This is a genomic window from Pseudomonas sp. NPDC089554 (genome assembly GCF_050280645.1).
In the GTDB taxonomy this organism is placed as follows: Bacteria; Pseudomonadota; Gammaproteobacteria; order Pseudomonadales; family Pseudomonadaceae; genus Aquipseudomonas.
Map to the genome: position 1 here is coordinate 32889 of NZ_JBNNVR010000024.1, position 19834 is coordinate 52722.

Genomic DNA, 19834 nt, shown 5'->3' on the forward strand with positions numbered 1-19834 from the left:
AGGTAGGGAACCATGGACCAACTGGCACTGAAGGCCATCGAACGCATCGCTGGCCCACAGCGTGCGCCGTACCACAGCATCACGGTCGACCGGCTGACCCCGGTGATCGGTGCAGAAATCAGCGGGGTAGATCTGTCGCGGCCCTTGCAAACGCAGCAACTTACGGAAATCCGGCGGGCGTTTCTGGAGAACCACGTATTGGTGTTCCGCGACCAGCACCTGAGCGTCGAGCAGCACAAGGCTTTCGGCCGGATGTTCGGCGAGTTGCGTGCACTGGCGCTGGAGGACATCGACGGCGACGACCCCGAACTGGTGGTGATCCGCGCCAACGCCCAGTCGCGCTTCGTTGCCGGGGAAACCTGGCACACCGACGGCACTGCCGACCTTGCGCCGTCCCTGGGCTCGATGCTGTACGTGAAGGAAACCCCGGCGATCGGCTGCGGGGGCGACACCTTGTTCGCCAACATGCACCTGGCGCTGGACATGCTTTCACCGGCGATGCAGGCGTTCCTCGGCAGCTTGACCGCCATCCACGACGGCGAAATTCCCTGGAAGGGCTACACCCCGCCGCCCGGCCTGCCCAAGAGCGAACACCCGGTGGTGGTGCGCCACCCGGAAACCGGCCGGCCCACGCTGTTCGTCAATTCCGGCTTCACCTCGCATATCGTGCAGCTGTCGGCAGGCGAGAGCCAGGCGCTGCTGAACCTGCTGTTCGACCTGGTGGCGCGTGAGCCGGTGCTTAGCTGCCGGGTGCGTTGGGCGCCCAACACCCTGGTGTTCTGGGATAACCGCTGTACCCAGCACCATGCGGTGTGGGACTACTTCCCGCATTCGCGCTATGGCGAGCGGGTGACCATTCTCGGCACCCGGCCCATGGCCTAGGCCAGCTGACGTAACAGGCGTTCGAGCAGCAGTTCGCCGAACGCCAGGTTGCCGTGCAGCGGGTCGTCGATCTCGCAATATTCGGGGCGTTGCAGGCCTTGCTCATCGTTGGCCGCATCGCGCACATCGAGCAGCCGCACACCCAGGCCTTGAAGGCGCGCGACCAGCAGCGCCTGGGCAGCCATGAACACCCGGGCATCGGACAGTGCCGGCACTCGCTGCGGGGGCAGGACGGCGTACACCTTAAGGCCCAGGGCGAGCGCGTGTTTGTAGAAGGCGAGCGCAGGGCGCGACAGGGTATCGATGATCGAAGCGAACAGTGGCCCATCGAGAAAGCCGGGGTCGAAGGTGCCATCAGGGTCTTGGTAGCACACCCAGTTCTGTGCGGTGGCCAGGTAATGAACGCTCAGGCCGATGCTGCTGACCAGCGGGCCGGGAATGCGCGCAAGGTCGGGGGCATCGAGCTGGGCCAGGGCCTGGCGGTACAGGCGCTGCAACTCGGGGGCTGTGAACGTCACGTCAGTGCTGGCCAGGTCGAAGAAGTCCACGCCGAAATCGCGCCCGGCCCCCAGCGGCCCGCCACCGAAGCGCAGTTGCCGCGCCTGGGCGGCCTTGCCAAGCACACCGACGTGAGAGTCCCCCAGCAGCAGGAAGCTAGGCGTAGTAGTCGAGCTTGGCGTCTTCACACACAAGGTCCTCGGTGGCCAGGGAAGGTGTGCTGTTGGCTAAGGGCGCTGCGGTCTGGCCGTCGAGCCCGGCGAAGAAATGGCGCATCACGAAGGCCACGCCCTCGGGTGTGATTTCACGCTGGTTAGGCTGGTAGAAGGCGCCTGCGAAGGTGGGTGCGGTGATGATCTCGTAGGAGGGGAAGTAGTCCACTTCCGGCAGGTCTTGGCACAGCTGCCCTGCGACCGCGCGCAGCACCGACTTGGAATAGGTAGTGGCGCTGAGCACGTGTTCGCCAGTGGCGGTGGCGGTCAAGGGCACCGGCGAGACGGTGAGCAGCACGCGCAGGCCGGGGTTGAGCGTGCGCATCAAGTTGATGGCGGCAGTCATGGCCTGGCAGGTGTCGTTGAAGCCGAGGTTGCGAAAAGCATGCAGGTTCGGGTCGAACTCGCCGCGCACGGTGCCTGGGCATACCGGGTAGAACACACCGGTTTCGCGGTGCTGCCACGCCTCGGTCAGGCCCAGGGTGAAAACCAACACCTTGGCGCGGCGCACTGCCAGGCGAATGGCCGCCAGGGTTTGCTCGCGCGAAGCGAACAGCGCCTGTTCGCTGGCAAACCCTCTGGTGTCGACGGCGGGACGGAACGGGTCGAAGAAACGCCCATCGTGCTGCCAGGTTTCACGCGACTGCGAGCATTGGCCCAACGCCCATTGCAGCCACTGCAACAGCATTGCCGGGGTATAGAGGTTGCCGGTGCGAAACGAGAACACGCCATATTGACCGGCTTTACGCGCCTCGTCGTTCAGCTCGGCAGGGGCCGGCTCGGCATCGAGCCAGTTCATGCCCCGCGCCACCAGGGCCCGGCCAATGTGCTGGGCGAAGCAGGAGCCGGCGGTGACGATGGCATCCTTGCGGTCGATCTCGAACGCCGGGGCCCACAGGCCATCGAGCGTTTCGCTGCTCCGCTCGGCCACTGCCGTACGCCAGAAGGCGTGCGTTGGCAGGCATTGATACGGGCTCATCGGGTGGGCTCCAGAGACTGTGGATGCGCAGGCAAGGTTGATGCGTGGCCGGCACGCAACGCGTGGTAGCCGAGCAAGCCGATGGGCAGGCAGGCAAAGGCCAGTGCGGTGAACAGCGTTGCGCCGCCGTAATGGCTGATGACCAGCGCCCCCAGCCAGGGCGCCAGTGCCGCCCCCAGGCCTGCGAGCATGGAAAGGCCAATGAAGCTGCCGCGCATGCCAGCGGGGGCAAGGCGGTCGATCAAGGTGGCGAACAACGGCATGACGATGATTTCGGCCAAGGTGGCGAACACCACGGCGATCAACCAGCCGCCCCACCAGGCGCCGACATTGAGGGCGATCAGCGCGTGAGCGACCATCAGGCAGCCCAGTGCCAGCAGGTAGGCACGGCGCTCGGCCAGGGCGATCAGCCAGCGCATCAGGAACAGGTGCACACCGACCACCACGCAGGCATTGGTGAAGCTGATCGAGGCGATCACCTGCTTGATTTCCGGCAATTGCAATTGCAGCAGGTAGAACGTCAGCGGCTCGTCGAGCTGGGCGTACACCAGCACCAGGAAGAAGTTGGCCAGCAAAATGACCAGGAACAGACGGTTACCGAGTACGGCCCGCAGCACTTGGGCCATGGGCAACGACGCAACATTGGTTCGCGGGCACTGGCGCAAGCGGGCGCGCCAAGCCTTGAGCAGGGTCAGGGTGAGCACCGCATAGGCGCCCACCGCCACGGCGAACGCCGCATCACCTTGGCCCTCGACCAGCCCCAGGCCGATCATCGGGCCGAGGGCAGCGGCGCAATTGACCACGTAGTAGCGGATATGGAACAGGAAGGTGCGCTGGGCATCGTCCACCGCCAGGTCGCTAAGCAGCACCCGCAGCAGCGGCTCGAGAATGCTTTGCGCCACGGCCAGGCCGATGATCGCCAGGAAATAGCTCGATTGCCCCGGCAAAAGCCCCATCAGTGTGTAGCAGGCGGCGCACAGTGCGCAGCCCAGCAGCATCAGGTTGCGTGCATTGAAACGGTCGCCCAGCCAGCCACTCACAGGCGCCAGGGCGATGGCCAGTACTGCACTCAGCGCCAGCTGTGCACCGATGTCGGTGATCGGCGTGCCGAAGCGTTGGTTCATGGTGACGGCAATGAACGGCCAGATCATGAACGCGGCGAGGCGCGTCAGGCCCATGCCCAGCAGCAGCCAGCGGGCGGCGTGGGGCAGGGCGAGCAGTGAAGGCCAGGTGCCGCTGGCCGGGGTCATGGCGTCAGCCTGAGGCCGTAGACCAGGTCGTCGTACCAGATGCCACGCAACTGGTAAGCCTGCGGCACGCGGCGCTCAAAGGTGAAACCGCACTTTTCCAGCACTCGGCACGAGGCGATGTTGCCATCGGTGACCGTTGACTCGAGGGAGGTGAGGCCAATGGCGGTGGCGTAGTCGATGATGGCGCGGCGCGACTCGGTACCGAAGCCTTTGCCATGAAACGCCGGAAGCAGCAGGCAGCCCACTTCGGCGTGACCAGGGTGCAGGATACGAAAACCGCTGACCCCGAGGTCTTGGCCGCTGGCCTGATCGACCACGACCAGGCACAGCCAGTGTTCCGAGGCGGGCGTCCAGGCCGGCAGCCGATGTTCGAAGCCGCGTCGCACTTCATGTTCTGGCAGCTCATCGAAGGTATAGCGCAGGGTTTCCGGCTCGCGGTGCAGCCTGAGGAACAGTGGCCAGTCGCTTTCGACCAGGGTGCGCAGGTACAGCCGATCGGTGTACAGCTCCAACATCCAGTGCTCCTTGCGGGGTGGGGAGGGCAGGGTGTTCTTGTACGCCGAGTGAACCCTATATTCAATGGCTGGCCCGCTGCCATCGCCAGGGGTTCAGGCCTCCGTGCGCAGGGCCTTGAGGTACTTGTATACCGTCGCCCGGCCCATGTTCAGCACGTTGGCCACGTAGTCCGCGCCGCTGCGTCCTTCGAACGCACCCTCGGCGTAGAGCGCTTCGACCAGTTCACGCTTGTGCTTGATGTTCAGGGTGCTGAGCGACAGCTGACGCTCACCCAGCCAGCTGTGCAGGAACGTGTTGATGCGCTCCTGCCAGTCGTCCTTGAACAGGGCATCGGGCTGGGGCATCAGGCGGCTCACCTGGAACAAGGCGTCCAGGGCATCGCGGGCCTGCTCCAGCACCGAGAAGTTCATGTTCACGCACATCATGAACTCGGCCTCGCCCCGGGCATTGCGCAGCACGCTGGAGATCGAGCGCAGCTTTTGCCCGTTCCAGTTGAGTTTCTCGTAGGGGCCTAGGTTGGACAGGCTGGCGATATCCTGGGGCAGGTCGTCGAGCGCCGAGTCGTCGCCCAGCTTGCGCTTGGAGAAGTTGTTGGCGATGTGCACCACCGTCTGGCTGCTCAGCTCGTGGATGATCACCTCCACGTGGGGAAACAGCAGGGTGGCGAGGGCGTCGGCGATCGCCTTGTAGTTGTCGAGGGTGTTCATCGGGCGTCGGGCATCCTGGAGCGCGCGCTGGGGGCGCTTAGTCTACTGCTTATCGGCGATGGGGACGAAGGGCTGGGTACGCGGCGGTTGACTATCGCCCTACTAGAAGGTAGGTTTTCGCCCCATGGCCAATCATTCCAACACCTACTTCGAAATTCTCCAGTATGCCCGCACGCTGATCATTGCCGGTGGGTACAGTGCGTTCAGCTATGCGGACATCGCCGAATACGTGGGCGTGCGCAAGGCGAGCATTCACCATCACTTTCCCACCAAGGTGGACCTGGTGCAGACCCTGGTCAGGCTCTACCGTGAGGAAACCGAGGCTGCCATTGGCGCGCTGGAGCAGCATTTTCCCGAGCCGGGCGACCGCTTGCAGGCCTATATCGGTTACTGGCTGGGCTGCGTTGGCGATGTAACCAAGAGCTATTGCGTATGCGCCTTGCTCGCCACGCAGATCCCGTCACTGCCCCAGGAAGTGGTGCTGGAGGTGCGCGCGCATTTTCGCACGCTGTCCGCCTGGCTCACCTCGGTGTTCGAACGCGGCGCCCAGCAGGGCAGCCTTCGCCTGGCAGGCGAGGCGAGGGCCGAGGCCGAACAGTTCATGGCCACCGTGCATGGGGCGATGCTGTCCGCCCGGGCCTACGGGGACCCTCAGGTATTTGGCAGCATTACCCAGCCTTTGCTGGACCGACTGGCCGTGCGCCCATGAAGCGCTTGCAGCAGCAGTTGCGCTTTTTGCGCGAAATCGACCGGCTGAAAAGCGTGGTGCGCCAGTCGCCGCTGCTCGACCGCAGCCGCCGGGAGAACTCCGCCGAGCACTCCTGGCACCTGGCGATGTACGCCCAGGTACTGGCCGAGTACGCCAGCGGGCCGGTGGATACCGCGCGAGTGATGCAGATGCTGCTGTTGCACGACATCGTCGAGGTGGACGTGGGCGACCTGCCGATCCATGGAGGCACCTCCAGCGAGGTGCAGGCACAGCTGGAAGACCAGGCTGCGCAGCGCTTGTTCGGGCTGTTGCCAGCCCAGCAAGGAGATGCCTTCCTGGCGCTGTGGCGTGAGTTCGAACAGGCGCAAACGGCCGATGCGCAGTTCGCCAAGGCCCTGGACCGGTTTCAGCCGCTGTTGGTGAACGTGTTCACCGAGGGCGGTACCTGGGTGCAGAACGATGTTTCCCAGCAACAGGTGATCGAGCGTTACGGGCCGGTGATCGAACGCGGCGCGCCGCAGTTGTGGGCGGTGTGCCAGGCGTGGGTGACCCGGCACTTCTCTGGGCAGCCACCCGATACCGAAGACTGATCGATGCCGTAACCGGGGCCGCAAAGCGTCCCCTTTTTTTGAAATGAAAACCTACCTACTAGTAGATAGCAAAAACTTATCCAGGAGCTCCTCCTCATGCCTCATCCCATTTCCTCCCTAGGCGCAGTGCATACGCTGATCAGCCTCGCCACTTTCGCCCTTGGGCTCTACAGCCTTGCGCGGCATCACCAAGTCCTGCCCAAGCGCCCTAGCGGCAAGCTCTACCTGGCGGGCATGCTGGCCTCGGTGCTGACCGCGTTCGGTTTGTCCAGCACCGGTGGTTTCAACGCCGGCCATGCGCTGGGCATCCTGACGCTGCTGGCCATTGGCGGGGCGCTGCTGATCCCCCAACTGCGCCTATTGGGCCGTGCCAGGCCCTATTTGGCCCAACTCGGTTTCTCGTTCAGTTTCTTCCTGCTGTTAGTACCGGGCATCAACGAAACCCTGACCCGGTTGCCGGCGGCCCACCCCTTGGCGACCGGCCCAGAATCGCCGCTGGTGCGCGGCGCGTTGCTGGGGTGGTTGGCGGTCTTCGTACTGGGTGCCGTGTTGCAGGGCTGGTGGCTGCGCGGCCAGCACCGCAAGGCGAGGCTGGCCTGATACCCGACACGAATGCCCCGCACCGGTGCGCGACGCCCCAATACGGCACATGCAAGGTCGCGTATTTGTGCGTGGCGAGGGTGAGGGAGGGTGCAAAACCCTTCTGGCACAGGCGCGAGCACAGCGCAGACAGTTCTGGCATGCCTCTGGCATAGGCTTTGGCGTGCGGGAGTAGCGCGAGCTATTGCACCAAAACTTGCAAATGGTTGGCTAGGGTTCCGACTTGCTTCGGCAGGTGCCTGGACCGAGAGCCAACGACCTCCAGTTGAGGTTACACGGCGGGATAAAAGCCCGGGAGACGACAGACCACCCACCGCAATGGGTGTCGCGCTGCTCCTTCGCCCGTCTACCGCCAACTGGAGTCATCCCATGCGAAAGCCCCTGCTGACCGCTTTCCTGACAGGCCTCGTCCTGCTGACCAGCTTCGCCGCCAAGGCCGCCCCCAAGACCGACTTCAACGTGTGCTGGACCATCTACGCCGGCTGGATGCCCTGGGAATATGCCGCCGCCCAAAGCATCGTCGACAAATGGGCCGACAAGTACGGCATCCGCATCAAGGTCACCCAGATCAACGACTACGTCGAATCGATCAACCAGTACACTGCCGGCCAGTTCGACGGCTGCACCATGACCAACATGGACGCCCTGACCATTCCCGCCGCCGGTGGCGTGGACAGCACGGCGCTGATCGTCGGCGACTTCTCCAACGGTAACGACGGCGTGGTGCTCAAGGGCAGCGGCAAGAAACTCGACGACCTCAAGGGCATGGACGTCAACCTGGTGGAGCTGTCCGTCTCCCACTACCTGCTGGCCCGCGCACTGGACAGCGTTGGCCTGAAGGAGCGCGACCTGAAGGTGGTCAACACCTCCGACGCCGACATCGCCGCCGCCTTCGACACCCCCCAGGTGCAGGCGGTGACCACCTGGAACCCGATGCTCGAGCAAATCAATACCCGCCCGGACGTGACCCAGGTGTTCGACTCCAGCGACATCCCCGGCGAGATCCTCGACCTGATGGTGGTGAACACCCAGACCCTGCGCGACAACCCGGCCCTGGGCAAGGCCCTGACTGGCGCCTGGTATGAAGTGATGGCCTTGATGACTGGGCAAACCCCAGCGACAGAGGCTGCCCTGACCCATATGGCCAAGGCTTCGGGTACTGACCTTGAAGGCTACAAGTCGCAGCTGTCGACCACTTACCTGTTCGCCACCCCGCAGGCGACCCTGGCCTTCGTCAACGGCAATGCGCTGCCCAAGACCATGGAGAAAGTCGCCAAGTTCTCCTTCGACCACGGCCTGCTCGGCACAGCTGCCCAGGACAGCAACGCCGTCGGCATGAGCTTCGCCAAGGGCGTGACCGTGGGCGACCAGGCCAACCTCAAGCTGCGCTTTGACCCGGAGTACGTGCAACTGGCCGCCGACGGCAAGCTTTGACCGGGGAGCGAAGCGATGCGTTTTCTCAACCGTCACCCGGACCGGCCAACGCGCCTGCTGCTGGTGATCCTGCCGTTCGCCTTGCTGCTGTGCGCCTACCTGTTCGGTTCGGCCCAGCGCCTGGCGGAAAACCCGCGGGACAAGCTGCTGCCCAGCGTCGTGCAGATGAGCGACGCAGTGAAGCAGGCGGCCTTTACCGAGGACAAGCGCAGCGGCAGCTACCTGCTCTGGCAAGACAGCGCGGCCAGCCTCAAGCGCCTGCTGGCAGGCCTGGCCATCAGTGCCGTGGCGGGGTTGTGCCTGGGTGTCGCCCTGGGCGCGCTGCCCTTGGTGGGTGCTTCGCTGTCACCCTTGATGGTGGTGCTGTCGATGGTGCCACCGCTGGCGATACTGCCAGTGCTGTTCATCGTGTTCGGCCTGGGCGAGTTGTCGAAGGTGATGCTGATCGTCATCGGCATCACGCCGATCCTGGCCCGTGACCTGGAGCAGCGCGCCCGCGAAATCCCTGCCGAGTTGCGCATCAAGGCCCTGACCCTGGGCGCCTCGACCTGGACCTACATCCTGCGCGTGGTGCTGCCGCAGTTGGCCCCGCGGCTGCTGATTTCCCTGCGCCTGGTGCTGGGTTCGGCGTGGCTGTTCCTGATCGCCGCCGAAGCCATCGCTGCCGAGGATGGCCTGGGCTACCGGATCTTCCTGGTGCGCCGCTACCTGGCCATGGACATGATCCTGCCCTACGTGGCCTGGATCACTTTGCTGGCCTGGCTGATGGATGCCGCGCTCAAGCGCATGACGCAGCGCCTGTTCCCCTGGTACGAGGGGGCACGCCCATGAGCTATATCCAAGTGCGCAACGTGTGGCAGCAATACGACGAGCACGTGGTGCTCGAAGGCCTCAACCTGGACATCGCCGAGGGCGAGTTCTGCACCATGGTCGGGGCGTCGGGCTGCGGCAAGTCCACGTTCCTGCGCCTGCTGCTGGGCCAGGAGCGCCCCAGCCGCGGGCAGATCCTGCTGAATGGCCAGCCCCTGGCCGCCGAGCCCGACCCTAGCCGGGGCGTGGTGTTCCAGCGTTATTCGGTGTTCCCGCACCTGAGCGTGCTGGACAACGTCGCCATCGGCCTGGAGCTGTCCAAGGCGCCGCTGCTCGGCCGCCTGCTGGGCTTGCGCAAGCGTGAGGCTCGGGAGCAGGCGGCAAGCCTGCTGACCCAGGTAGGGCTCGGCCATGCGCTGAACCAATACCCCGCGCAGCTCTCCGGCGGCATGCAGCAACGTCTGGCCATCGCCCAGGCGCTGATCATGAAGCCCAAGGTGCTGCTGCTCGACGAACCCTTCGGCGCGCTGGACCCCGGTATCCGCAAGGACATGCACGCCTTGCTGGTAGAGCTGTGGCAACAGACCGGGCTGACCGTGTTCATGGTCACCCACGACCTCAGCGAAGGCTTCAGCCTGGGTACTCGCCTGCTGGTGTTCGACAAGACCCGCATCGACCCACACGCCCCGCAAGCCTATGGCTCGCGGGTCACCTACGACCTGCCACTGAACGCCCGACGCCAGAGCGCGTCGACGGCGTCTTTGCAACTGCAAACGGGACACTGACCATGACCGATAACCCGATCTTCGCCGAAGAGCACCTGCCGGGCGGCGGGCACCTTTCATTCGTGCTAAAGCGCGGCCAGCAGGTGCGCTTCACCGACTTGGAAGGCGGCGCCAACCTCAGCCTGATGCTGTTCAACGCCGCAGAGAAAAGCGAGCGCCTGAACCTGCCCGACACCCTCAAGTGCCAACACACCGCCAAGCTCACCCGTGGCCACTGCCTGTACTCCGACATGGGCCGGGTGCTGGCCGCCATTACCGAAGACACCTGCGGCTGGAGCGACAGCATCGGCGGCGTGCTCAATGCCGAGGAAGTGCAGGAAAAGTATGGGCAGGGCCGCTACCAGGAACTGCGCAACGGCTTCTTCCGCAACGGTACCGACAACCTGCTGGTTGAGATGGGCAAGTGGGATCTGGGGCTGGCCGACCTGACCATGGCACTGAACCTGTTCAGCCGGGTCGACGTCGGCACCGATGGCGCGCTGCGCTTCGACCCGGACAATGCCAAGGCGGGCGACTTCATCGAACTGTACGCGCCCATGGACACGCTGTTCGTGGTCACTGCCCTGCAACACCCGATGGACCCCACGCCGCACTACGCACCCAAGCCGCTGCAACTGACCTTCAGCCGCGCCGATGCCAGTGTCGCCGAGCACTGCCGCACCTCGCGGCCGGAAAACGTGCGCGGCTTCATCAATACCCAACGCCTGTTCGCCTGAGGAGCCGCACCATGGAGCATTCCCTGCAACCCGAGCACGCCCTGTGGCGTACCACCATCCCAGCAGGCGAGCCGTGGCTGGGCGAAGTCAAGGCCGGGCAGACCGTGCGCATTCTCGACCTGGAAGGCAACCAGGCCATCGACACGCTGTTCTACAGCACCGCCAACCCCCGCGAGCGCTACGACGTGCAACGCACCCTGCGGCGCCAGGGCAACGTCTACCTGGGCGTGGGCAGCGTGCTGTATTCCAACCTGGGCCGGCCGCTGCTGACCATCATCGATGACAACTGTGGCCGCCACGACACCCTGGGCGGTGCCTGCGCGCAAGAGAGCAACACCGTGCGCTACGCCCTGGAAACCCGGCATATGCACAGCTGCCGCGACAACTACCTGCGTGCCTGCTGCCACGACGGCCGCCTGGGCAAGCGCGATATCAGCCCGAACATCAACTTCTTCATGAACGTGCCGGTCACCCCCGAAGGTGGCCTGACCTTCGAGGACGGTATTTCCGGCCCCGGCAAGTACGTCGAGCTGCGCGCGGAAATGGACGTGATGGTGCTGATCTCCAACTGCCCGCAGCTGAACAACCCCTGCAACGGCTACAACCCGACCCCCGCGCAGGTGCTGGTATGGAACTGATCAAAGGCTTGGCGCGCCTGCGCCGTGCGTTGTTCGCCGCCTGCCTGTTCCGTGCAGGGCTCGCCCCAGGCGGCCCCGTGGGCAAGCGCTGCAACTGATTTTCTACCTTGGGGACGACCCCAGGGCCTTATTGAACTGCGGGACGGCCCGCAACCCAGCCGAGGCGCCTTTGCGCCTCTGGGGGACGTTGTCATGTTCGAAACCTTGCTGATCGCCAACCGTGGCGCGATCGCCTGCCGCATCCTGCGCACCCTGCGCGCGCTCCAGGTCAAGGGCGTTGCCGTGTATTCCGAAGCCGATATCGCCAGCCTGCACGTGCTCGAGGCCGACCAGGCCCTGAGCCTGGGGGAGGGCGCGGCGGCCAGCACCTACCTGGTGGTGGAGAAGATCCTGCAGGCGGCCAGGGCCAGTGGTGCCCAGGCCATTCACCCAGGCTACGGCTTCTTGTCCGAAAACGCTGCGTTCGCCGAGGCCTGCGAGGCCGCCGGCATCGCCTTCGTAGGGCCCACGCCCGAGCAGCTGCGGGTGTTCGGCCTCAAGCACACCGCCCGCGCCCTGGCCCGCCAGCACGGCGTGCCGTTGCTCGAAGGCACCGAGCTGCTCGACAGCCTCGCTGACGCCCTGGCCGCAGCCGAGCAGGTCGGCTACCCGGTGATGCTCAAGAGCACCGCCGGTGGTGGCGGCATCGGCATGCGGGTGTGCCACGACGCCCGCGAGCTGAACGATGCGTTCGATGCCGTGAAGCGCCTGGGGCAGAACAATTTCAGCGATGCCGGGGTGTTCATCGAGAAGTACATCCAGCGCGCGCGGCACCTGGAAGTGCAGGTGTTCGGCGATGGCAAGGGCGGGGTACTGACCTTGGGTGTGCGCGACTGCTCGGTGCAGCGGCGCAACCAGAAGGTGCTGGAGGAAACCCCGGCACCCAACCTGCCCGAAGGCATGGCCGAGGCGCTGTGCGAGGCGGCCCTGAAATTGGCCAAGGCCGTGAACTACCGCAGCGCGGGCACCGTGGAGTTCGTCTTCGACAGCGACGCGCAGCGCTTCTACTTCCTCGAGGTCAACACCCGCTTGCAGGTGGAGCACGGGGTGACCGAGCAGGTCTGGGGTGTCGACCTAGTGGCCTGGATGATCCAGCTGGCCGCAGGCGACCTGCCACCGCTCGATACCCTGGGCGCGCAACTCAAACCACGCGGCCATGCCGTACAGGCGCGGCTCTACGCCGAAGACCCCGGCAAGGACTTCCAGCCAAGCCCTGGGCTGCTGACCTGCGTCGAATTTCCCAAGGCCGACGGCCAGGCTTTGCGTATCGACACCTGGGTTGAGGCTGGCTGCGAGGTGCCGCCGTACTTCGACCCGATGATCGCCAAGCTGATTGGCTGGGGTGAAGACCGCGAGCAGGCCTGCCAGCGCCTCGACCAGGCCCTGGCCGACACCACGCTGTACGGCGTGCAGAGCAACCGCCAATACCTGCGCCAGATCATCGAAGACGCCCCGTTCGCCAGCGGCCAGCCCTGGACCCGCTGCCTGGAAGGCCTGGCCTACCGCGCCGCGACCTTCGAGGTACTCAGCGGCGGCACCCAGACCAGCGTGCAGGACTACCCCGGTCGCCTCGGCTACTGGGCCGTCGGCGTGCCACCGTCAGGCCCCATGGACAGCCGTGCCTTGCGTCTAGGCAACACCTTGCTGGGCAACCCCGAAGGCGCCGCCGGCCTGGAAGTCACCATGAGCGGCCCGACCCTGCGTTTCAACACCGACGCCGTGGTGGCGGTGGTGGGCGCCGAGCTGCCCGTGGCCCTCGACGGCCAAGCGGTGGCGATGAATACCGCGCTGTTGGTCCCCGCCGGCTCACGCCTGGCCCTGGGCACCATCGGCGGTGCCGGGGCACGCAGCTACCTGTGCCTGCGTGGCGGTATCCAGGTGCCGGACTACCTGGGCAGCAAGAGCACCTTCACCCTCGGCCAGTTCGGCGGCCACGCCGGGCGTGCACTGCGCACTGGCGACATCCTGGAGCTTGCGCCGCTGCTTGACCGCAGCGCAGGTGCAGTGCTGGGCGCACAACTGCCACTGGCGCCCACTCGCACGATCCGGGTGATCTACGGCCCGCATGGCTCGCCGGAATACTTCACCGAGGACTACATCGACACCTTCTTCGCCACCGACTGGGAAGTGCACTTCAACTCCAGCCGCACCGGCGTGCGGCTGATCGGCCCCAAGCCCGAATGGGCCCGTGCCGACGGCGGCGAGGCGGGGCTGCACCCATCGAATATCCACGACAACCCCTATGCCATCGGTGCAGTGGACTTCACCGGCGACATGCCGGTGATCCTCGGCCCCGACGGCCCGAGCCTGGGCGGCTTTGTCTGCCCGGTCACGGTGATCGAGGCCGACCTGTGGCAACTGGGCCAACTCAAGGCCGGCGACAAGGTGCGCTTCGTGCCGACTACCCTGGCGCATGCACGCCAGCTGGCCTTGCTGCCGCTGACCGAGCAGGCGCCATCCGCCACCGCAAACGAAGCGCGACGATCGCCGATCGTGCTGGATATCGGCCAGGACGACACCCGCCTGGTAGCGCGCCTGGCTGGTGATACCCACCTGCTGCTGGAGATCGGCGCCGCCGAGCTGGACCTGGTGCTGCGTTTCCGCGGCCACGCGCTGATGCAGGCCCTTGAGGCCAAGGCACTGCCCGGCATGGTCGACCTGACCCCCGGCATTCGCTCGCTGCAACTGCACTACCAACCCGAAACCCTGCCGTTGACGGCGTTGCTGGCGGTGGTGGAAGCGCTGTGGGCCGAGGTGTGCATGGCCCAGGACCTGCAAGTGCCGTCGCGTATCGTGCACCTGCCGCTGTCGTGGGACGACCCGGCCTGCCAGTTGGCGATCGAGAAGTACATGACCACCGTGCGCAAGGACGCCCCCTGGTGCCCCAGCAACCTGGAGTTCATCCGCCGCATCAACGACCTGCCAGGCCTGGACGATGTGCAACGCACCGTGTTCGACGCCAGCTACCTGGTGATGGGCCTGGGCGATGTGTACCTCGGCGCGCCGGTAGCCACCCCGCTGGACCCACGCCACCGTCTGGTGACTACCAAATACAACCCGGCGCGCACCTGGACCGCCGAGAACTCGGTGGGCATCGGCGGCGCCTACCTGTGCGTGTACGGCATGGAAGGCCCAGGCGGCTACCAGTTCGTCGGCCGTACCTTGCAGATGTGGAACCGCTACCGCGAAGTGCCTGCGTTCGATGGCAAACCCTGGCTGCTGCGCTTCTTCGACCAGTTGCGCTTCTACCCGGTCAGTGCCGAAGAACTCCTGCGCATTCGCCGCGACTTCCCGCTGGGGCGCTACCCGCTGCACATCGAGCAAAGCCAGCTGCGCCTGGCCGACTACCAGGCGTTCCTGGCCGAGCAGGCCGAGGGCATCGCGGCGTTCCGCAGCCAGCAACAGGCCGCCTTCGAGGCCGAGCGTCAGCGCTGGATCGCCAGTGGCCAGGCGCATTTCGAAAGCACCGAGGCGGTGACGGCGGAGGTTGGCGAGGCGGCGCTGGCGCCCGGCCAGGTCGGCGCACAAAGCCCGGTGGCCGGTAATCTGTGGCAGGTGCTGGTGAGCGTCGGCGAAACGGTGCAGGCGGGCGATACCCTGGTGGTGCTGGAGTCGATGAAGATGGAGATTCCCGTGCTTGCCAGCGCCGCTGGCCAGGTGCGCGAGGTGCGGGTGGCGCCCGGCAGTGCGGTGCGTGCCGGGCAGGTTGTGGTGGTGCTGGAGGCGCAGGCCTAAGCGGGGTTTGCCGCTGTTTGCCGGGTCGCGCTGAGCAGGCGCAACAGCGCGACCAGTGGCAAGGCCATGCCCACCGCCATGACGCCGGCCCAGCCGAAGTGCTCGAACAGGCTGCTGGCAATCGCCGAGCCGAGTGCGCCGCCAGTGAACAGGCTGGTCATGTACAGCGCGTTCAGTCGGCTGCGGCTGTTGGCGTCGAGGCTATAGATCGCGCGCTGGCCCAGCACCATGTTCATCTGTACGCAAAAATCCAGCGCCACGCCCGTCACGGCAAGGCCAATGACGCTGTAAAGCGGGTGCACCAGCGCCGGCAGGAAGCTCAGCGCGGCGAACAACATGGCCAGAAGCGATGCCCTGTAGGTGTGCCCGGCATCGGCCAGGCGCCCGGCAATGGGGGCTGCCACCGCACCAATGGCGCCGACCAGGGCGAAAATCGCCACTTCGCTCTGGCTCAGGCCATGGTTGCGTATCAGCTCAAGCGGCGCGGCCGTCCAGAACAGGCTGAAGGTGGCGAACAGGCAACCTTGGTAGAAGGCGCGTTGGCGCAACACCGGCTGGCGCAGCAGCGCACCCAGCGAGCGCAGCAATTGCCCATAACTGGCCGTATGTTGCGGCTGGTACTTGGGCACCGCCCGCAGCACCAGCAGGCTTATGGCGAGCATGAGTGCCGCCGCGATCATGAACATGGCACGCCAGCCGAAATGGTCAGCCACCAGGCTGGACACCGGTCGCGCCAGCAGAATGCCCAGTAGCAGGCCGCTCATGATGTTGCCGACCACCCGCCCACGCAGCTCGGCAGGGGTGAGGGCGGCGGCCAATGGAACCAGGATCTGCACCGACACCGAGCTGAAGCCGATCAGCAGCGAGACCACCAGGAACAGGTTCGGTTGCTCGGCCAGTGCCGCGCCCAAGAGACTGGCGATGGCCACCAGGTTGGTGGCGATCATCAACCGGCGGTTTTCCAGCAGATCACCCAGCGGCACCAGGAAGAACAGGCCCAGGGCGTAGCCGACCTGGGTCAGCGAGACGATCAGGCTGGCCAGGGCAGGGGACAGCCCCACGTCAGGGGCGATCAGCCCGATGATTGGCTGTGTGTAGTAGAGGTTGGCGGCGATGGCGCCGCAGCAGAAGGCGAACAGCAGGACCATGCCCGCAGACATGCGCGTGGGGGTATGCGTGGGTGTCATGATGTGGCTCGAGCAGGCGAGAAAGCGCCGGGGTTGAAGGGCGCAAGCATACTCGGAGGGCGGCTACTGCTTGATGAATTTCATGTCATGCAGCGTTGCCGGAGGTGATCCGGCAACCTGCCATCGGGTACTTCAGGAGGAGGCGAGCGCCGTGTCCTTTTTTCCCGCCGTACGAATATGCGTGCCGTACAAGGTCAGCCCGGTGAACGCCAGGCCGCCGACCAGGTTGCCCAGCACCGTGGGAATCTCGTTCCAGACCATGTAGTCCATGATCGAGAAACCGCCGCCCATGATCATCGCCGAGGGGAACAGGAACATGTTCACCACCGAGTGCTCGAAGCCCATGAAGAAGAACAGCATGATCGGCATCCACATGGCGATGACCTTGCCACTGACCGAGGTCGAGATCATCGCGCCGACCACACCCATCGACACCATCCAGTTGCACAGCACCCCACGCAGGAAGATGGTCAGCCAGCCGGCAGCGCCGTATTGCTCGTAGCCCAGGGTGCGTGACTCGCCGATGTGGGCGATCTTTTCCCCGACGGCGCCGGGGGAGGCGTTGAAGCCATAGGTGAAGACGAACGCCATCATGAAGGCCACGGTCAGGGCGCCCGCGAAGTTGCCAACGAACACTAGGCCCCAGTTGCGCAACATGCCGCGTACCGTCACGCCAGGGCGTTTGTCCAGCAGTGCCAGCGGGGTGAGCATGAACACCCCGGTGAGCAGGTCGAAGCCCATCAGGTAGAGCATCGAGAAGCCGACCGGGAACAGCACCGCACCCAGCAGCGCGGAGCCGGTCTGTACCGCGATGGTCACGGCGAACACGGCGGCCAGCGCCAGGATGGCTCCGGCCATGTAGCCGCGGATCAAGGTGTCGCGGGTGGACATATGGACCTTCGATGCGCCGGCATCGACCATCTTGGTCACGAATTCGGTGGGGAGCAGGTAGGACATGGGGTTTTCCCTCGGCACTCAGCGGTGGACGGCACCCGACAGCGGATGCCGCAGGTCAGGTTCGCTTACCAGGAGCGGTAGGGCAGGAACTTGCCATTGAGGGTGAGCTTGACGCGGTCGCCCTTGGGGTCTTCGACCTTCTCGACGTGCATGGAGAAATCGATGGCGCTCATGATGCCGTCGCCGAATTTTTCCTGGATCACGTCCTTCAGGGTTGGGCCGTAGACCCCGACCACTTCGTACAGGCGGTAGATCAGCGGGTCCTGGGGGACGGTCTTGTCCCAACCCTTGACCGGGAAGTCGACCAGCGCCTGGACCACTTCAGCGTCCAGTTCCAGCACTTCGCACAGGTGGCTGGCGACTTCCCGTGGCGCGCTGTTCATGCCGTAGCAGACCGAGGCCAGCCACACCGGCGCCTTGCCCACCGCCGCGCTGAGGTCGTCCCAGCTCAAGCCCTTGCGTGCCTTGGCAGCCATGATCAGGTGGTGCATTTCGACTTTGTTCATGTTGTGCGTCTCTCGAAAGTTGGTGTGTAAGCCCACACCGGTAATAGCGAGAGACGTGCCAACTTTGTTTTTCGATTTATCTTATTGATTTTATTGAATTATTTAAAATTCAATGCGCATTCGGCATTGACGATATTTCGTAAATAACGAAATATCGCGAGTGCTTTGACGATTTTTCGTAAATTTAAGCTTCGGGATTTCCCATGCCGCCAGACATCACCGCCGCCGCGCCCATCGCCACGTTGCTGGTGGACCCTCTCGAAGACCGCATCGTCCAGGCCAACGCCAGTGCACTGGCGTTGCTGGGCTGCCCCTCGGAAAACCCAGGCGAACTCAGGTTCAGCCACTTCCTGCGCGAAACCATCGCGCCTTGGGTGAGCTTCAGCGACGAAGTGTTGACCCAGGGCGAAGGCTGGTCGGACGACCTGATCCTGGTCGACCTGCAACACCGTCATCACGCCGTGGAGGTCATCGCCCGCGCCGTGGAGGGCCAGCGCATCCTGCTGATGGCCCAGCGCCGCGACCTGTTGGAGCAACGCCGCAACCGCGCCGAGGCGCGCCGCCAGCACCGGCTTGGGCACGTGGGTTGGGAGCGCATCGGCCAGGTCTTCGAGCGTATCCAGCAGCAGAACCGCTTGATCCTGGGGGCGGTGGGCGAGGGCATCTATGGCCTCGACACCCGTGGCCAGACCACCTTCATCAACCCCGCCGCCGAACGCATCCTGGGCTGGAGCGCCGCCGACATGATCGGCCAGGACGCGCACAAGCTGTTCCATCACAGCCACCGCGACGGACGTGCCTTCGAAGTCAACCAGTGCCCGATCCATGCCTCGTTCACCGATGGCCAGGTGCACCGCGTCGACCATGAAGTGTTCTGGCACAAGAATGGCGAACCGATTGCCGTGGAGTACACCAGCACGCCGATTTTCGAAATGGGCCGGCTGGTGGGCGCTGTGGTGCTGTTTCGTGACATTCGCCAGCGCCAGCGCACCGAAGCGCGCCTGCGCGAGGCGCTGAGCGAAGTGGAGCAGTTGCAGCGGCGCCTGGAGCTGGAAAACCAATACCTGCAAGAAGAAATCAACGCCCAGGCCAACCACCACGAGATCGTCGGCCAGAGCCCGGCAGTGAAGCACCTGATCCAGCAGATCGAGCTGGTGGCACCCACCGATGCCAACGTGTTGGTGAGCGGCGAGTCCGGCACCGGCAAAGAACTGATCGCCCGCGCCATCCACGCCAGCAGCCGGCGTGCCGACCGCCCGCTGATTCGGGTGAACTGCGCCGCCGTGCCGCGCGAGCTGTTCGAGAGTGAGTTCTTCGGGCACCTCAAGGGCGCCTTCACTGGCGCTGTCAGCAACCGCGTGGGCCGTTTCGAGCTGGCCGACGGCGGCACCTTGTTCCTCGACGAGGTCGGGGAAATTCCCTTGGAGCTGCAAAGCAAGCTGCTGCGCGTGTTGCAGGACCAGCAGTTCGAGCCGGTCGGCGACAACCGCACCCGCGCGGTGGACGTGCGGGTGATCGCGGCGACCAACCGCGACCTGCGCGACATGGTTGCCCAAGGCACCTTCCGCGAAGACCTGTATTTTCGCCTGAATGTGTTCCCCATTCGCTCGGTTCCGCTGCGCGAGCGCCTGGAAGACATACCGCTGCTGGCCAGCCACTTCCTCAAGCGCGCAAGCCAGGCTTTCAACAAGCCTGGGGTTCGCATGCCGTTGGCACAGGTGCAACTGCTCGAGCAGTACAGCTGGCCGGGCAATATCCGCGAATTGCAGAACGTGATCGAGCGCCAGACCATCGTTGCGCGCGAGGGCCGGATCAGTTTCGAGGAAGTACTGGCCGTAACGCCCGCCTTACGTCACGCAGAAGCAGCCCAGGCGTCGCCCGACACGACGCCAACGGCCGATGAAGACTGGCAGCGGCAGATGAAGCTCAACGCCATCAACGTGCTCAAACGCACTTCGGGCAAGGTCTCAGGGGAGGGCGGGGCGGCTCAACTGCTGGGCGTCAAGCCTACGACACTGGCGTCGCGCCTGAAGAAGTGGGGCATTGACCCACGCACTTACAAAGGCGACTGATCTCGACCGACG

The 19834-nt window shown here is 65.0% G+C and carries 19 protein-coding genes and 1 riboswitch; of the genes, 11 read left to right on the plus strand and 8 right to left on the minus strand.

Annotated elements, in window-relative coordinates; genetic code table 11:
* The first annotated feature begins 12 nt into the window (after positions 1-12).
* Positions 13-882 carry a TauD/TfdA dioxygenase family protein gene (locus ACQKPE_RS10100; RefSeq protein WP_427665408.1) on the plus strand — a complete coding sequence of 290 codons (870 nt, stop codon included), beginning with the start codon at positions 13-15 and terminating at the stop codon, positions 880-882.
* On the opposite strand, the gene ACQKPE_RS10105 is transcribed toward ACQKPE_RS10100, so the two are convergent.
* The 5 genes from ACQKPE_RS10105 to ACQKPE_RS10125 form a co-directional block, all read right to left on the minus strand.
* Positions 879-1568: a hypothetical protein gene (locus ACQKPE_RS10105; RefSeq protein ID WP_427665409.1), complete on the minus strand. Its 690-nt coding sequence runs from the start codon at positions 1566-1568 to the stop codon at positions 879-881. The genes ACQKPE_RS10100 and ACQKPE_RS10105 overlap by 4 nt on opposite strands.
* On the minus strand, positions 1537-2571 hold the full coding sequence (locus tag ACQKPE_RS10110) for a GSCFA domain-containing protein (protein ID WP_427665411.1): 1035 nt from the start codon (positions 2569-2571) through the stop codon (positions 1537-1539). The genes ACQKPE_RS10105 and ACQKPE_RS10110 overlap by 32 nt, the downstream gene beginning before the upstream one ends.
* Complete coding sequence (locus tag ACQKPE_RS10115) at positions 2568-3821, minus strand: MFS transporter (RefSeq protein WP_427665413.1); 1254 nt, start codon at positions 3819-3821, stop codon at positions 2568-2570. The genes ACQKPE_RS10110 and ACQKPE_RS10115 overlap by 4 nt, the downstream gene beginning before the upstream one ends.
* A complete protein-coding gene (locus ACQKPE_RS10120; protein ID WP_427665414.1) occupies positions 3818-4336 on the minus strand; it encodes a GNAT family N-acetyltransferase in 519 nt (172 codons plus the stop codon). Before ACQKPE_RS10120 ends, ACQKPE_RS10115 begins: the two co-directional genes overlap by 4 nt.
* Positions 4337-4429: 93 nt before the next feature.
* On the minus strand, positions 4430-5044 hold the full coding sequence (locus ACQKPE_RS10125) for a helix-turn-helix transcriptional regulator (protein ID WP_427665416.1): 615 nt from the start codon (positions 5042-5044) through the stop codon (positions 4430-4432).
* A gap of 124 nt (positions 5045-5168) precedes the next feature.
* On the opposite strand from ACQKPE_RS10125, the gene ACQKPE_RS10130 reads away from it, so the two are divergent.
* From ACQKPE_RS10130 to uca, 9 genes are all read left to right on the plus strand, one after another.
* Positions 5169-5753, plus strand: a complete 585-nt coding sequence (locus ACQKPE_RS10130) for a TetR/AcrR family transcriptional regulator (RefSeq protein WP_427665418.1) — start codon at positions 5169-5171, stop codon at positions 5751-5753.
* Complete coding sequence (locus ACQKPE_RS10135; protein ID WP_427665420.1) at positions 5750-6343, plus strand: HD domain-containing protein; 594 nt, start codon at positions 5750-5752, stop codon at positions 6341-6343. Before ACQKPE_RS10130 ends, ACQKPE_RS10135 begins: the two co-directional genes overlap by 4 nt.
* Before the next feature lie 96 nt (positions 6344-6439).
* Entirely contained in the window at positions 6440-6943 is a 504-nt protein-coding gene (locus tag ACQKPE_RS10140; protein WP_427665421.1) for a hypothetical protein, read from the plus strand.
* Between the two features lie 199 nt (positions 6944-7142).
* Positions 7143-7243: riboswitch (guanidine-I (ykkC/yxkD leader) on the plus strand.
* 69 nt (positions 7244-7312) lie between these two features.
* A complete protein-coding gene (locus ACQKPE_RS10145) occupies positions 7313-8377 on the plus strand; it encodes a putative urea ABC transporter substrate-binding protein (protein WP_427665423.1) in 1065 nt (354 codons plus the stop codon).
* Between the two features lie 15 nt (positions 8378-8392).
* Complete coding sequence (locus tag ACQKPE_RS10150) at positions 8393-9208, plus strand: ABC transporter permease (RefSeq protein ID WP_427665425.1); 816 nt, start codon at positions 8393-8395, stop codon at positions 9206-9208.
* A complete protein-coding gene (locus ACQKPE_RS10155) occupies positions 9205-9972 on the plus strand; it encodes an ABC transporter ATP-binding protein (protein WP_427665426.1) in 768 nt (255 codons plus the stop codon). Before ACQKPE_RS10150 ends, ACQKPE_RS10155 begins: the two co-directional genes overlap by 4 nt.
* A gap of 2 nt (positions 9973-9974) precedes the next feature.
* On the plus strand, positions 9975-10688 hold the full coding sequence (locus ACQKPE_RS10160; RefSeq protein ID WP_427665428.1) for an urea amidolyase associated protein UAAP1: 714 nt from the start codon (positions 9975-9977) through the stop codon (positions 10686-10688).
* An 11-nt stretch (positions 10689-10699) separates the two neighbouring features.
* Entirely contained in the window at positions 10700-11326 is a 627-nt protein-coding gene (locus ACQKPE_RS10165; protein WP_427665430.1) for an urea amidolyase associated protein UAAP2, read from the plus strand.
* A gap of 192 nt (positions 11327-11518) precedes the next feature.
* Entirely contained in the window at positions 11519-15100 is a 3582-nt protein-coding gene (uca, locus tag ACQKPE_RS10170) for an urea carboxylase (protein ID WP_427665432.1), read from the plus strand.
* On the opposite strand, the gene ACQKPE_RS10175 is transcribed toward uca, so the two are convergent.
* The 3 genes from ACQKPE_RS10175 to cynS form a co-directional block, all read right to left on the minus strand.
* The gene (locus ACQKPE_RS10175) at positions 15097-16248 is read right to left on the minus strand and encodes an MFS transporter (protein WP_427665456.1); all 1152 of its coding nucleotides are present in this window, start codon (positions 16246-16248) and stop codon (positions 15097-15099) included. The genes uca and ACQKPE_RS10175 overlap by 4 nt on opposite strands.
* A gap of 171 nt (positions 16249-16419) precedes the next feature.
* Entirely contained in the window at positions 16420-17244 is an 825-nt protein-coding gene (locus tag ACQKPE_RS10180) for a formate/nitrite transporter family protein (protein ID WP_427665434.1), read from the minus strand.
* Between the two features lie 65 nt (positions 17245-17309).
* Entirely contained in the window at positions 17310-17750 is a 441-nt protein-coding gene (gene cynS / locus ACQKPE_RS10185) for a cyanase (protein ID WP_427665436.1), read from the minus strand.
* 203 nt (positions 17751-17953) lie between these two features.
* Between cynS and ACQKPE_RS10190 the strand changes: the two genes are divergently transcribed.
* Positions 17954-19822, plus strand: a complete 1869-nt coding sequence (locus ACQKPE_RS10190; protein WP_427665438.1) for a sigma 54-interacting transcriptional regulator — start codon at positions 17954-17956, stop codon at positions 19820-19822.
* Positions 19823-19834: the final 12 nt, after the last annotated feature.